This is a genomic window from Alcanivorax sp. NBRC 101098 (genome assembly GCF_001010505.1).
GTDB lineage: Bacteria > Pseudomonadota > Gammaproteobacteria > Pseudomonadales > Alcanivoracaceae > Alcanivorax > Alcanivorax borkumensis.
In genome coordinates, this window is record NZ_AP014613.1 from 1,509,275 (window position 1) to 1,522,652 (window position 13,378).

10 protein-coding genes and 3 tRNA genes are annotated in these 13,378 nt (G+C 52.1%); all 13 read left to right on the top strand.

Features of this window, described 5'->3' with window-relative positions:
- Positions 1 to 78: 78 nt before the first annotated feature.
- The 13 genes from uvrC to gspG all read left to right on the top strand — a co-directional run bounded on the left by uvrC (position 79) and on the right by gspG (position 13,377).
- A complete protein-coding gene (gene uvrC, locus AS19_RS06885; RefSeq protein ID WP_011588587.1) occupies positions 79 to 1,902 on the top strand; it encodes an excinuclease ABC subunit UvrC in 1,824 nt (607 codons plus the stop codon).
- A 95-nt stretch (positions 1,903 to 1,997) separates the two neighbouring features.
- Positions 1,998 to 2,603 (top strand): CDP-diacylglycerol--glycerol-3-phosphate 3-phosphatidyltransferase, encoded by a 606-nt coding sequence (pgsA, locus tag AS19_RS06890; protein ID WP_011588588.1) that lies wholly within the window; start codon positions 1,998 to 2,000, stop codon positions 2,601 to 2,603.
- 94 nt (positions 2,604 to 2,697) lie between these two features.
- Positions 2,698 to 2,773 (top strand) — tRNA-Gly (locus AS19_RS06895).
- A gap of 52 nt (positions 2,774 to 2,825) precedes the next feature.
- Positions 2,826 to 2,899: transfer RNA gene (locus AS19_RS06900), tRNA-Cys, on the top strand.
- Positions 2,900 to 3,046: 147 nt separating this feature from the next.
- Positions 3,047 to 3,133 (top strand) — tRNA-Leu (locus AS19_RS06905).
- 259 nt (positions 3,134 to 3,392) lie between these two features.
- A complete protein-coding gene (locus AS19_RS06910; protein ID WP_011588589.1) occupies positions 3,393 to 7,061 on the top strand; it encodes a response regulator in 3,669 nt (1,222 codons plus the stop codon).
- Between the two features lie 59 nt (positions 7,062 to 7,120).
- Positions 7,121 to 7,984, top strand: a complete 864-nt coding sequence (locus AS19_RS06915; protein WP_011588590.1) for a protein-glutamate O-methyltransferase CheR — start codon at positions 7,121 to 7,123, stop codon at positions 7,982 to 7,984.
- A 13-nt stretch (positions 7,985 to 7,997) separates the two neighbouring features.
- Positions 7,998 to 8,474, top strand: a complete 477-nt coding sequence (locus tag AS19_RS06920; RefSeq protein WP_011588591.1) for a two-component system response regulator — start codon at positions 7,998 to 8,000, stop codon at positions 8,472 to 8,474.
- Between the two features lie 38 nt (positions 8,475 to 8,512).
- Positions 8,513 to 9,058 carry a chemotaxis protein CheB gene (locus AS19_RS06925; RefSeq protein ID WP_041704939.1) on the top strand — a complete coding sequence of 182 codons (546 nt, stop codon included), beginning with the start codon at positions 8,513 to 8,515 and terminating at the stop codon, positions 9,056 to 9,058.
- A 7-nt stretch (positions 9,059 to 9,065) separates the two neighbouring features.
- Positions 9,066 to 10,202 (top strand): response regulator, encoded by a 1,137-nt coding sequence (locus tag AS19_RS06930; RefSeq protein WP_011588593.1) that lies wholly within the window; start codon positions 9,066 to 9,068, stop codon positions 10,200 to 10,202.
- Positions 10,203 to 10,205: 3 nt separating this feature from the next.
- Positions 10,206 to 11,708 (top strand): type II secretion system ATPase GspE, encoded by a 1,503-nt coding sequence (gene gspE / locus AS19_RS06935; protein ID WP_011588594.1) that lies wholly within the window; start codon positions 10,206 to 10,208, stop codon positions 11,706 to 11,708.
- 16 nt (positions 11,709 to 11,724) lie between these two features.
- Positions 11,725 to 12,942 (top strand): type II secretion system inner membrane protein GspF, encoded by a 1,218-nt coding sequence (gene gspF / locus AS19_RS06940; protein ID WP_011588595.1) that lies wholly within the window; start codon positions 11,725 to 11,727, stop codon positions 12,940 to 12,942.
- Positions 12,943 to 12,951: 9 nt separating this feature from the next.
- Positions 12,952 to 13,377, top strand: a complete 426-nt coding sequence (gene gspG, locus AS19_RS06945) for a type II secretion system major pseudopilin GspG (protein WP_011588596.1) — start codon at positions 12,952 to 12,954, stop codon at positions 13,375 to 13,377.
- The last annotated feature ends 1 nt before the right edge of the window (position 13,378 follow it).

Sequence of the window (13,378 nt, forward strand, 5' to 3'; positions counted from 1 at the left end):
CGCTGCGCCTTACACAGGGGGAAATCGCTAGGGCAGTGCTGATACAATTACCTCGCCACACTGTGTTGAGATGCCCCCTTGTCTAATTTCGACCCCAAACACTTCCTTCTCCACTGTGCCCGCAAACCCGGTGTTTATCGCATGCTGGACGCAGAGGGTGGCGTTTTGTATGTGGGTAAAGCACGTAATCTGCAGGCACGCCTAAACAGTTACTTTCAGAAGAATGTGGCGAGCGTGAAAACCCGCGCTCTAGTAGGGCGGATTCGCGATATCCAGACCACAGTGACAGGCAGTGAGGTCGAAGCGCTGCTGCTTGAGCAGTCACTCATCAAGGAGCTTAAGCCGCCGTACAACATTTTGCTTCGCGACGACAAATCCTATCCTTATATACGCATCACCCGTTCTGATCGTTTTCCCCGCGTCACCTTTCACCGGGGAACCCGCCGGGCGGGGAGCCAGTATTTTGGCCCTTACCCCAGCGGCAGTGCGGTGCGAGAAGCGCTATCGTTAATCGAGAAGATTTTCCAGGTTCGCAATTGCAGTGACAGCTACTTTCGAAATCGCACTCGTCCGTGCTTGCAGCATCAGATTAATCGCTGCACAGCGCCATGTGTGGGCTTAGTGAGCGAAGAGGATTATGCCCGTCAGGTAACAATGGCGGCAGACTTTCTGGATGGGCGGAGTCGAGAGGTGGCCGACCAGCTCAGCACTGATATGGAAGCCGCCGCTGCGGCGCTGGAATTTGAGAAAGCCGCCCTGCTACGCGATCAGCTGGCGGCGATTCAGGCAGTTCAGCAGAAGCAGTACGCAGAAACCGGGCAAGGCGATCTGGATGTGGTGGCCATCGAAACCCGTCATGGCCTTGCCATAATCGAGGTGCTGATGATCCGCGATGGCCGAATTCTTGGCCATCGCACCTTCCGACCTGATACCCGAGGAGAGGACGATCGCAGCGAAATCCTCGAGGCGTTCCTCTCTCAGTATTACCTTGGTGACAGAGAAGACCCGGTCAAGCCGCAGGAAATATTGCTGTGTATGGAGATTCCCGGCGCTGAGGCTTTGCAGCAAGCGCTGGAGGAGCAGTGGGCTAAGAAAGTTCGGTTGGCTTGGCGCGTGCGCAGCGACCGGGCCGCCTGGATTAGCATGGCGCAGACCAATGCCCAGCAATCCATGGCCACGGAAATGGCGGCAAGGGAACACATGGAGGCTCGCTTTCTGGCCCTGGAAACGCTGCTTGAAAGCAGTGAGCCGATTCGCCGCATCGAGTGTTTCGATATTAGCCATACGCAAGGTGAAAAAGCGGTGGCCTCCTGTGTGGTGTTCGATCAGCAGGGGGCACGCAAACAGGATTACCGGTATTTTAATGTAAATCCTGCAGCGGGTGGGGATGATTATGAAGCCTTGGAAGAAGCAATTCGGCGGCGCTATCAGCGTGTTTTGAAAGAGCAAGGGCGCATGCCCGACTTACTGCTGATCGATGGCGGCAAGGGTCAAATGCAGCGTGGCTGGAAAGTTGTTCAAGAATTGGATCTGCACGCCAGCATACGAGTGATGGGGATCGGTAAGGGGCCTAGCCGGCGGCCGGGGTTCGAAGCATTATACTTGCCTTGCGGGAAAGAAATGATTCCTGGCCCGGCAGACTCCGCGCTGCATCTTTTGCAGCAGGTGCGCGATGAGGCTCACCGGTTTGCCCTGACAGGACACCGTGCAAGGCGCGGCAAAGCCCGCAAGCAATCGACGCTCGATGAAATTCCCGGTATTGGCCCTAAGCGTCGAAAGGCTTTACTTACTCATTTTGGCGGGCTCAAGCAGATGCGAAATGCATCCGCCAGCGAGTTTGCTCGGGTGCCTGGCATCAATTCGCAAATGGCGCAAACGCTTTATGATTGGTTCCACCGCTAGGAGGGGGCGTTTATTGATCTAAAAATCGGAAATGAGTCACGGCTGCCTTTGCGCTATACTGATAGCCTATTTCTTCTAGTCGGTAGTCCCTCCCTATGCAGAAAGTGCACCCCATCCTGAATTTGCCGAATATCCTCACTCTGATTCGGGTATTGGCGATTCCCGTATTGGTGCTGGTGTTCTATCTGCCGTTCCACTGGAGTGATGTTTGCGCGGCGTTATTGTTTCTGGCTGCGGGCATTACTGACTGGCTAGATGGCTATCTAGCGCGCAAGCTGAACCAAACCAGTCCTTTTGGGGCTTTTCTGGATCCAGTAGCTGACAAGTTAATTGTTGCTGTGGCCTTGGTGATGTTGGTGCAAGTTCATGCTACTGCCTGGTTGGCCGTTCCTGCCATGGTGATTGTGTCTCGAGAAATCACTGTCTCGGCATTGCGCGAGTGGATGGCAGAGCTTGGTCAGCGCGCAAAGGTGGCGGTGAGTCAGCTGGGCAAAATTAAAACGGTAACCCAAATGACGGCGATTACGTTGCTGCTGGCGCAAAAGCCGAAATTTACTTTAGACGGTGACATCATTATGAACCCGTGGCTTTGGTTGAGCTATGGGCTGCTGTACCTAGCAACGGCCTTCACCCTGTGGTCCATGGTGTCATATCTGCGTGCTGCAGCCCCACAATTGCTCAAAAGTCAGTCAAAGTCCTGAAAAGTCAGAAAAAACACCTGATGCCGGGTTGACACCTGAAGGGGGGTGAGTAGAATTCACCCCCGCAACGGAGCGCGACTCCGGTGTAGAAAAAGCGGGAATAGCTCAGTTGGTAGAGCACAACCTTGCCAAGGTTGGGGTCGCGAGTTCGAATCTCGTTTCCCGCTCCAAGTTTCAGAAAACCTCGGTTACACCGAGGTTTTTTCTTGTTAAAGCAGTTAAGGCGCGGTGGCAGAGTGGTTATGCAGCGGACTGCAACTCCGTGTACGCCGGTTCGATTCCGACCCGCGCCTCCAATTACCACCCTTTTGGGGTGATGTGGTGACAAACTACCTAGCCTGGAAAATGGTTAGTGTCGCCGGCACAATAGAAGACAAATAAAAACAGCTGTTTATTCCCGCCTCTGTTTTTATTCAGCGTTTTCTGGGTACGATGCTCTTCCTGCGGGTATGGTGAAATTGGTAGACACAACAGACTTAAAATCTGTCGACCGTTAGGTCATGCCGGTTCAAGTCCGGCTACCCGCACCACTTTCCTTTTCCCATTTCTGCCCTAACACCGACAGCATCCTGAAAGTAGATCCTTCTTAAATCTCGTCGCTAATCAGTTTGGCCTAACTGACTACACTCCATGTGATCTCATCGCTTAAGCCCGTTTCAAGCAGTCTACCTATTGTGCTCGGATGATTTATTGCCGCTTTCCGTCCGTTTCTGCTAGTCTCAGACTATATTCTTAGCTTCAATCGGGGCTGAATAATAACAAGCTGGAAAAGGCATGAGGGCTATTTAAATGAACTGGTTCCAGAACCTATCTGTGCGGCTGAAGATTTTGTCTGTAGCCGGGCTAGGGGTTGTGTTGTTTATAGTCTACGCGGCCTACAGTTTTTACATTGCTGAAACCAATATCGACCATTTGAAGCGGATAGAAAGCCAAGACTTTCCTATTCTTGAGCTGATTAACGCTAACAATGTAGATTTCATAACCATCAGTGAATCCTATATTGAATCAATCACTGAGGCAGATCCGGATTTACTGGAGCAAGCGCAATCCCGAGCGGCGGCCTTCGAACAACGGCTGGTGGATATTCGCCAAGCAGATCCAACTCTTTCCAATGACGTGGAAGAGCTGCGTCGTCATTTCACCACTTACATCAACGGAGCCGCTGCGCTGGCCCGTAATCTGATTACCACTAATGACACTCCAGACCACCTGTCCCAGCGGATATCTCACGTTCGCGCACTTCAGGATGCCTACGAAAGCAGCCAGAAAGCCTTTGAGCAAGAGCGCTATAAAGCGTTTCGCGAGACGCTGAACAGAAGCCGTTCGGATAATCTGGGAACGCAGAAAATTGGCTTGTTTCTAGGTTTTGTCGCTTTCACGTTATTGGCGTTAACTGCCCTGTGGGTCACTCGAGCAATTACGCTGCCACTGAAAGGGGCAGTGGATGCAGCTGACAATATCGCCAATGGTAAATGGGATACCCATATTGAAAATGGGGGGCAAGATGAAACGGGTTACCTGCTGCAGGCTATCCGAAAAATGCGTGATGCCTTGATTGCGCGTCATACCGAGGATCGACAACAGGAAACAGTGAAAAACCATCTGGCCGAATTAAATAATCGCATGCGTGGTGAGATGGGATTCGAGCAGCTTGGTAATAATATATTGAGTTTTTTGGTGCCTGTTCTGGATGCGCAGGTCGGCGCGTTTTATAGCTACGATGCGGATACTGAGACTCTCAGCCTGAGTAGCTCCTATGCAATGGAGCGGCGCAAGCATCTCGCCAATAAATTCCGGCTGGGCGAATCACTGGTCGGACAATGCGCACTGGAACGCAAGAGTATCCTGCTCGAGAAGGTGCCTGATAGCTACATTAGTATCGCCTCGGGTACTGGCGCTGGGCAGCCACGTAACGTGGTAGTTATGCCCGTTATCCATGAGGATGAGGTAAAAGGGGTGCTTGAGATCGGTGCATTCCGTGACTTCAATGATGGAGACCTGGCTTTTATGGAGCAATGTGCCTCCATGATTTCTGTATCACTGCATAGCGCACAGAGCCGTTTTCGGCTGGCAAACATGCTGGAACAAACCCAGTCACAGGCGGAAGCGCTGGAACAACAAAAAACAGAAATGGCCCAGGTAAATGCAGACTTGGAAGAGCAGGCCATGGAGTTATCTGCATCCGAATCTCGACTACAGCAACAACAGGAAGAGTTGAAGGCCATTAACGAAGAGCTAGAATCTCAAACCCAAGCACTTCGCGCGTCGGAAGAAAGTTTGCAGAACCAACAGGAAGAGTTACGCGTTACGAATGAAGAGCTTGAAGCCCAGGCTCGTATGCTCACCGAACAGAAGTCGGAAATGGCTCAGAAGAACGATGAGCTTGAACTGCTGCGCCATGAGCTGGAGGATAAGATTCGCGAGCTGGAAATGTCCTCACGTTACAAGTCTGAATTCCTATCAACCATGAGCCATGAGTTGCGTACACCGCTCAATTCAATTCTTATTCTGTCCAATGCTCTAGCGCAGAATAAGAAAGGAAACTTAGAAGAAAAACAGGTCGAACACGCCCAGGTCATCCACTCTGCCGGTACTGATCTGCTTAGCCTGATCAACGACATCCTCGATATTTCCAAAATCGAGGAAGGGAAAATGGATGTCATCATTGATGATTTATCCCCAACAGAAATTGTTGAACATTTCCGTCGCAACTTTGCTCACGTGGCGGAGAGCCGCAATTTGGATTTCAAGGTTGAGCTCGGCGACACCCTGCCTGACCACTTCTATACGGACCGCCAGCGCCTTGAACAAATCATCAAGAACCTACTCTCTAATGCTCTCAAGTTTACTGAGCATGGCTCGGTGATGCTGAGCCTAACTCAGCCAGATGTCTCGGAAACCTTGCCCTCACGACACCTGGTGCCAGGACAGACACTAAAATTTGCGGTGACTGACACGGGGACAGGGATTGCACGTGAAAAACAGAAACTGATTTTCGAAGCATTCCAGCAAGCTGACGGCACTACGAGCCGTAAATACGGCGGCACTGGCCTAGGATTGACCATCTCTCGTGAGTTAGCTCGTCTCCTGGGAGGGGAAATCGGCCTTTACAGCGACGGCGAAGGACAAGGATCGACGTTTGCCCTGTATTTACCCGTGGGCAGAGCTGACGAGGTTGAAACTAATATTGGCGACGGCGCAGGCGAGGACATCAATAATAATGGACAAGCGCATACCGCTCCGATGATGCCACTGAATCCGGATTCAGACGATTTCGTCGTGCGTGAAAAAACGGTGCTCATTGTTGAAGATGATGACGAGTTTGCTCGAGTGCTGGTCGAGTTGGCTTCGGATTATGGGCTTGAGGGGCATGTCTGTCATGACGGCGAAGATGGCCTGGAATACGCAAGCCATTACCGGCCCAGCGCTATTATCCTCGATATTGGCCTGCCTGGCATTGATGGCTGGGAAGTGATGGAAAAGCTTAAGGCCGATCCGCGCACCAAGGATATCCCTGTGCATTTTTTGTCGGGTCGCGATGAACGCAATAAGGCGCTGGAAATGGGCGCCCTGGATTTCATGTCCAAACCGGCGAATGAGGACGATATTCTTTGCGCATTTGCCAAAATTGAAGGAGCCATTGAGACCAATGTTCGCCGCCTTCTGGTGGTTGAAGATAGTCAAATCCAGCATGAAAGTATTCGTGAGCTATTCAACCAGAAAGGGGTAGAAATCACCGCAGCCACCAATGGTCAGCAAGCGCTGGATGCTCTGAAGAGCACCGTATTCGATTGCATGATTCTGGACCTAACGTTGCCGGACATGAGTGGTTTTGAGTTGCTGGAGACTTTACATGCCAATGACGATTACGGCCGTGTTCCAGTAGTGGTCTACACGGGCAAGGATATGAGCCGGGAAGAAGAGGCTAAACTCCGTAAATATGCCGATCGCATCATTCTCAAGACCGAGCGCTCCCATGAGCGATTGTTGAATGAAGCGTCGCTCTTCCTGCACTGGCTGGAGTCCACCTTGCCGGCGAATCGTCGCCCTAAAGTGAAATCCATTGAACACCGTGGTGATATTTTCGAGGGCAAGCAGTTACTGCTCGTGGATGACGACATGCGTAATATCTATGCCCTGTCTGCACAGTTGGAAGAATTGGGGTTCTCCATCCATATTGCCAACAACGGCCGAGAGGCGCTGCAAGTCCTAGATGATAATCCATCCATTGATATTGTACTGATGGATATCATGATGCCAGAGATGGATGGTTACGAGGCCATGGCAAGGATTCGTGAACAGAGCCAATTCAGCAAGTTGCCAATCCTTGCACTTACAGCAAAGGCGATGAAGAATGATCGTGCCAAGTGTATTGAAGCTGGAGCGAACGATTATTGTTCCAAGCCCATAGATATGGCGAAGCTGACGTCTTTGCTGCGAGTTTGGTTACATACGTAGTGACTGGAAAATACGCCTGCAGTCACTTTATAAGAACAAGCACCGTGGCGGATAACGTTATGGCACAAACATGTCCGATTGAGGATGCTGACGTTAGCATCGAAGACATCGAAATTCGCCTGCTGCTTGAGGCGATATATCAGATGTACGGCTACGATTTTCGTTTCTATAGCCGCGCCTCCATACGTCGCAGGATCATGCATCATCTAACCATGTCTGGCTTTGACTCAATCATGGAGATGACCGATAAGGTGCTGCGCGACCGGTCCTTCTTTACCACCTTATTTAATGAGCTGACGGTGAACGTAACCGAGATGTATCGGGATCCGGATTTCTACCAAAGCTTCCGTGAAGAGGTTATCCCGGTGCTGAAGACGTTCCCGTTTATTAAGATCTGGCACGCAGGCTGCTCCACCGGGGAAGAGATTTACTCCATGGCCATTTTGCTAGAGGAAGAAGGGCTTTACGACCGGGCCATGATCTACGCAACCGATATCGACAAGAAAGTGCTAGCCTCGGCCAAGAAGGGCATTTACTCCATCGAAGCGGTCAAACAGTATGGTGACAACTATCGGCGGGCCGGTGGTAAGCATTCTTTATCTGACTATTTTACCGCCCGCTATGACAGCGTGATTATGGAGCAGCGACTGAAACGCAATATCGTCTTTGCCGATCATGATCTGGCAACAGACCAGGTTTTTGGTGAAATGCATGTCATCCTGTGCCGGAATGTACTCATCTACTTCAATCGAGCATTACAGGAGCGTGTGATCAAGCTGTTTAGTGACAGTCTAGATATGGGCGGTTACTTGTGCTTGGGAACCAAGGAAAGTTTACGTTTCAGTGGGCAGGAAGAGTCGTTCGATGTTATCAACAAGTCGTTGCGAGTTTTTCGCAAACGGCAGTTTCAACACCACGCATGATTAGAGACAACTGATGATTGAGCAGAAGTTGCTATTAGTGGATGATCAGCCAGCTAACTTAGTATCGCTAGAGGCGATTCTGGAAAGTGAAGGCCGCATCCTTATGAAAGCGCACTCGGGGCAGGAGGCGTTGAAGATTCTGCTTAAGGAAGATATTTCTTTAGTGCTGCTGGATGTGCAGATGCCAGGCATGGATGGCTTTGAAGTGGCTGAATTGATGCGTCAACGCAAAGACACCCAGACTATCCCGATTATCTTTGTGACGGCGATCAGTAAAGAAAAAAAATACGTTTTCAGGGGCTACCAGGCTGGCGCTGTAGACTACTTATTCAAACCATTGGACCCACTGATCCTCAAAAGCAAAGTAGATTTTTTTCTTGGTTTGGATAAACAGAGACGCCAGCTGCAAGCAAAATTGAAAGAAGCCCAAGCGCACCGTGCGGCCTATGAAGCTGGCAAGACACGGGGCGGGGAGGGCAGCGACCAATAGTCGTGAATACTTGCATAGGGGGAGTAAAGGCAATTGTTATGGGCGCGTCTTGGGGCGGGCTTAATGCCTATATTCACATTCTGTCTGTGTTGCCCGCGGATTTTCCTTTGCCAATCCTGATGGTACAGCACCAGCAGGCTAGCGCGGATAACCGTATGCCGTGGTTACTGGCTCGTTACTGTGCTTTACCGGTGGTTACACCGGAAGATAAAGAGCCGATTATAGGGGGGCATGTTTATGTGGCCCCGCCGGGTTACCATATGTTGGTGGAAGACGATCAGACACTGGCTTTCTCTAATGGAAGGCCTGTACTCTTTTCCCGGCCGGCAATAGACGAATTGTTTTTTTCTGCTGGCGTTGTTTATGGCCGTCATCTGATAGGCGTGATTCTCACAGGGGCCAATGAAGACGGCGCAGCAGGCATGAAGTATATACACAGTAGAGGCGGATTCACCATCGCCCAGTCACCGGTGAGCTCGGAAGCACCCACAATGCCTGAAGCGGCAATAACAACAGGTGCGATTTCCAGGGTACTCGATCTTGAGGCAATCGGGCCCTTTTTGGCTAAACAGGCTATGGGGTAGGACGCGTATGAAACAAAACATTTTGGTTGTGGATGATCACCGCGAAAACTTGATCGCCCTGGAGGCGATCCTGGATTCTGACGACCGTAATCTGATCATGGCACAGTCCGGTAACGAGGCCTTGTCCCTCGCCCTCAAGCACGATTTAGCTCTGGTGCTGTTGGATGTGCAGATGCCGGAAATGGATGGGTTCGAAGTGGCCGAACTTATGCGTAAAAATAAGAAAACCCGCCACATTCCGATCATTTTTGTTACCGCTATATCAAAAGAACAGAAATACGTTTTCAAGGGCTACGAGTGTGGGGCGGTGGATTACCTACTCAAACCCATCGACCAAAAAATTCTGGAAGCCAAGGTTAGCGTTTTCCTGGAACTGGATCGCCAACGGCGCAAGTTACAACAGGCCGTGGTGCAAATGAAACGGCTAAAAGACGAAAACGAGCGACTGCTGCATGCACTTGGCGAAGCTCTGATCGGCACCAATGCCGAGGGTAAAATCACTTTTTGTAATGAAGCAGCTTGTGCCCTATTGCGACAGAGTCGTGATGACTTAGTAGGCAATGATATCGCCGACCTGATATTCAATGATGATGCTGGCAAGTCGTGTTGGAGCTGGGATAGCTCTCCATTACAGGAAGCTTGCAGACAAGGGGAAAGCTGGGAAAATGAGCATAACCTGTATACTCCCGATGATGATGGCTTGCTAGCCTTATCAGTGAGAGCCAATGCGATTACTAATGATGCAGGCATCTTCACAGGGGTGGTCGTGGTACTTGGCCTCTCAGATGATGAAAATAATGGCGGAGACTGCGCTCGTAACCATCGCCGTAACCCTCGCAAGAGGTTGTTCCGCGAAATGGTAGTGTTTGACCGTAGCACCGGTGGTAATGTGGGGCGCTTAGTAAACTTGAGTGTGAACGGCTTCAAGCTTTTTTCCCGCCGAGCATTAGCCCATGGTGAGGATTTGCAACTTGGCATGGTGCTGCCCGACCAGATTTCAGGGGTAAACACCGTCAGCTTTGATGCCCGGGTTGTTTGGGCGGAAACGTTAGATGCCCCTGGTGAGTTTCAGGTAGGTTTTCAGTTTCAGACGTTGAATTCGGTCACCCGTGATGTGATCGAAAACCTAATGGAAAACTATTAAATTATGGCTGAGCACATGGAGTCGCCTGAGAACATAGAGCTTTCTTCATCGTTGTTGCCCTATGGTTTCGCGCGGCGTTTCGGTGTTCTGTTGCGTGAGCGCGATGGGCAGAAAGAGTTGTGTCACCGGCAGGATGTTTCACTGGCCGCGCTAGGTGAGGTGCAACGTCATATCGGCCGCCTGCCGCGCCTAGTACCCATGGACGACACGGCTTTTAGCGCCGCCATGGCAATCACCTATGAACAGCAGCGCGGCGCGGCAGCAGAAGCCGCCGATGATCTGGAAGGACTTGATCTGGCAAGCCTAGCAGACTCACTGCCGGAAACGTCGGATTTGCTTGAGCAGGAAGACGATGCTCCGATCATTCGGCTGATCAATGCCTTGTTACAGGAAGCCATCCGTGAAGATGCCTCCGATATCCACATCGAAACCTTCGAACGACGGCTAGTAGTTCGTATGCGAGTCGATGGTGTCCTTCGTGAAGTGCTTACCCCGAAAAGGGAACTGGCGCCGTTGTTAGTCTCGCGAATCAAGGTAATGGCGCGAATGGATATCGCTGAAAAGCGGATACCTCAGGATGGTCGAATCTCCTTGCGCATTGGTGGGCGCGATGTGGATGTGCGGGTATCGACTATGCCCTCCAGTAATGGTGAGCGGGTGGTGCTACGCTTGTTGGACAAGCAAGCGGGGCGTTTACAGGTATCGCATTTGGGCATGGGCGAAACCTGTGACGCTCATATGCGCGAGCTAATCCATAAACCCCATGGCATTATTCTGGTGACCGGCCCGACAGGGTCCGGTAAAACCACAACGCTTTATGCTTCCCTAACCGAATTGAATGACAGTACCCGCAATATTCTTACGGTAGAAGATCCCATCGAATACCAGCTAGAAGGGATCGGCCAGACTCAAGTCAACACTAAAGTCGACATGACATTTGCCCGCGGACTGCGTGCCATCCTTCGCCAAGATCCAGATGTGGTGATGGTGGGGGAGATCCGGGATCTGGAAACCGCTGAAATTGCAGTGCAAGCCTCCCTGACCGGCCACCTTGTACTGTCTACTTTGCATACCAATACAGCAGTGGGGGCGGTGACCCGCTTGCAGGACATGGGCATTGAACCTTTCTTGCTCTCTAGCTCCCTGCTGGGTTCCTTGGCTCAGCGGCTGGTGCGTGTGCTATGCGATGACTGTAAAACCCCGTACCAGGCTAGCGCTAGTGAGCTGGAAATGATGGGGTTGGCGGCTACGGAGAGCCGTACGCTGTATCACCCCAATGGTTGTGAATCCTGTAACCATCAGGGTTACCGGGGCCGTACCGGGATCTATGAACTGGTACTGGTGGATGACACGCTACGCCAGTTGATCCACGATCGCGCCGGCGAGCTAGAACTTAACCGCCATGCTCGGACACTAACTAGCGGTATCCGCGAAGATGGTTGGCGAAAAGTGCTCGGCGGACACACCAGTGTAGAAGAGGTCCTGCGGGTAACCCGCGAGGACTAACGGGACAGTATTCTCCATGCCAGCATTTGAATACCGCTCTCTGGATCACAGGGGCAAGATCAACAAAGGCACGCTGGAAGCAGACAGTGCCCGCCAGGTGCGCCAGCAATTGCGCGACAAGGGCTGGGTGCCGCTGGAGGTCAATGAAGCCAACGACTCCAGCAGCCAGGGCATGGGCCGGTTTGCCGGGTCCGGCAAAATCAATGGTGCTGAGCAGGCGCTGATAACGCGTCAACTGGCCACCCTGCTGAAATCCGGCCTGCCGGTAGAACAGGCCTTATCTGCGGTCTCCAAGCAGGCCGCCAACGACCGTATCGAACGGATTATGCTGGCGGTGCGCGCCAAAGTGCGTGAAGGTTATAGCCTAGCGCACAGTTTCGAATCATTTCCCCGTGCTTTCCCGGAAATGTACCGCGCCACGGTAGCGGCCGGTGAGCAGAGCGGGCATTTGGAACAAGTGCTGGAGCAACTGGCGGATTACCTGGAAACCCGCCACGACACTGGGCGTTCCGTAGCCCAGGCGATGATTTATCCTGCGTTTATCATGGTGTTTGCCTCCATCGTCATTATGCTGATGATGACCTTCGTGGTCCCAAAGCTGGTGGCAGTGTTTGAGGGACGAGATCAAGCATTACCGTTACTCACCCGTATTGTCATGGCCATGAGCGACTTTGCTCGGGGCTGGGGCTGGTTGGTTGTGTTATTGATCGTTGTGGCCGTGGTGGTATTTATGCGGGCCATGCGTGATCAGCGCTTTCGATTACGGGTGCACCAGCGTTTGGTGAATATGCCTCTGGTAGGTACTATGCTGCGGGCGGGTGACAGTGCCCGGCTGGCCAGCACGCTGGGTATCCTCGGTCGCTCCGGTGTGCCGTTGGTGGATGCCCTGTTTATCGCCGCGCAGGTGGTGGGCAATCTGGCGGTCCGCAATGCGGTAAAAAACGCGGCCGCTAAGGTCCGCGAAGGCGGCAGCCTCAGCCGAGCCCTGGATGCCAGTGGTTATTTTCCTCCCATGCTGGTGCAGATGATTGCCAGTGGCGAGGCCAGCGGCGAACTGGACAACATGCTGACCCGGGCTGCGGATTATCAGGAACGAGAACTCAGCAGTACGATCGGGACCATGGTAGGGCTGCTCGGTCCAATCATGTTGTTGGTCATGGCCGGAGTGGTGGTCATGATCGTCCTCTCGGTCATGCTGCCGATCATGCAAATGAATAACTTACTAGCCGGTTAAGGTGAAGAAATGAAAGCAAAAAAGGCCATGTCGGGGTTTACCCTGCTGGAAATTATGGTTGTGGTTGCGATTATCGGCCTGCTGGCTGCGGTGATTGTGCCTAACGTCATTGGTCAGGGGGAAGCCGCCAAGGTGGACCTGACCAAGGCCAACATGGGCAAAATCGTGCAGCAACTAGACCTATACAAGTTCAACAATGGCAGTTATCCAAGCACTGAAGAGGGGCTGAATGGCTTAGTTGAGCGTCCCTCATCCGCTCGTAAGTGGCCTGATGGTGGCTACCTGCCCAAGGTCCCGCTCGATGCCTGGAACAATGACTACGTTTACATTAGCCCCGGTGTAGAAGGTCCCTTCGATTTGTTGTCAATGGGAGCCGATGGCGTTGAGGGGGGCGAAGGCGCCGACGCGGACATCAACTGGCGCGAAGTTCAGTAAT

Coding starts and splice junctions, on each gene's coding strand:
- pgsA (WP_011588588.1), top strand. CDS start 1,998: ATGCAGAAAGTGCACCCCATCCTGAATTTGCCGAATATCCTCACTCTG.
- AS19_RS06910 (WP_011588589.1), top strand. CDS start 3,393: ATGAACTGGTTCCAGAACCTATCTGTGCGGCTGAAGATTTTGTCTGTA.
- AS19_RS06915 (WP_011588590.1), top strand. CDS start 7,121: ATGGCACAAACATGTCCGATTGAGGATGCTGACGTTAGCATCGAAGAC.
- AS19_RS06920 (WP_011588591.1), top strand. CDS start 7,998: ATGATTGAGCAGAAGTTGCTATTAGTGGATGATCAGCCAGCTAACTTA.
- AS19_RS06925 (WP_041704939.1), top strand. CDS start 8,513: ATGGGCGCGTCTTGGGGCGGGCTTAATGCCTATATTCACATTCTGTCT.
- AS19_RS06930 (WP_011588593.1), top strand. CDS start 9,066: ATGAAACAAAACATTTTGGTTGTGGATGATCACCGCGAAAACTTGATC.
- gspE (WP_011588594.1), top strand. CDS start 10,206: ATGGCTGAGCACATGGAGTCGCCTGAGAACATAGAGCTTTCTTCATCG.
- gspF (WP_011588595.1), top strand. CDS start 11,725: ATGCCAGCATTTGAATACCGCTCTCTGGATCACAGGGGCAAGATCAAC.
- gspG (WP_011588596.1), top strand. CDS start 12,952: ATGAAAGCAAAAAAGGCCATGTCGGGGTTTACCCTGCTGGAAATTATG.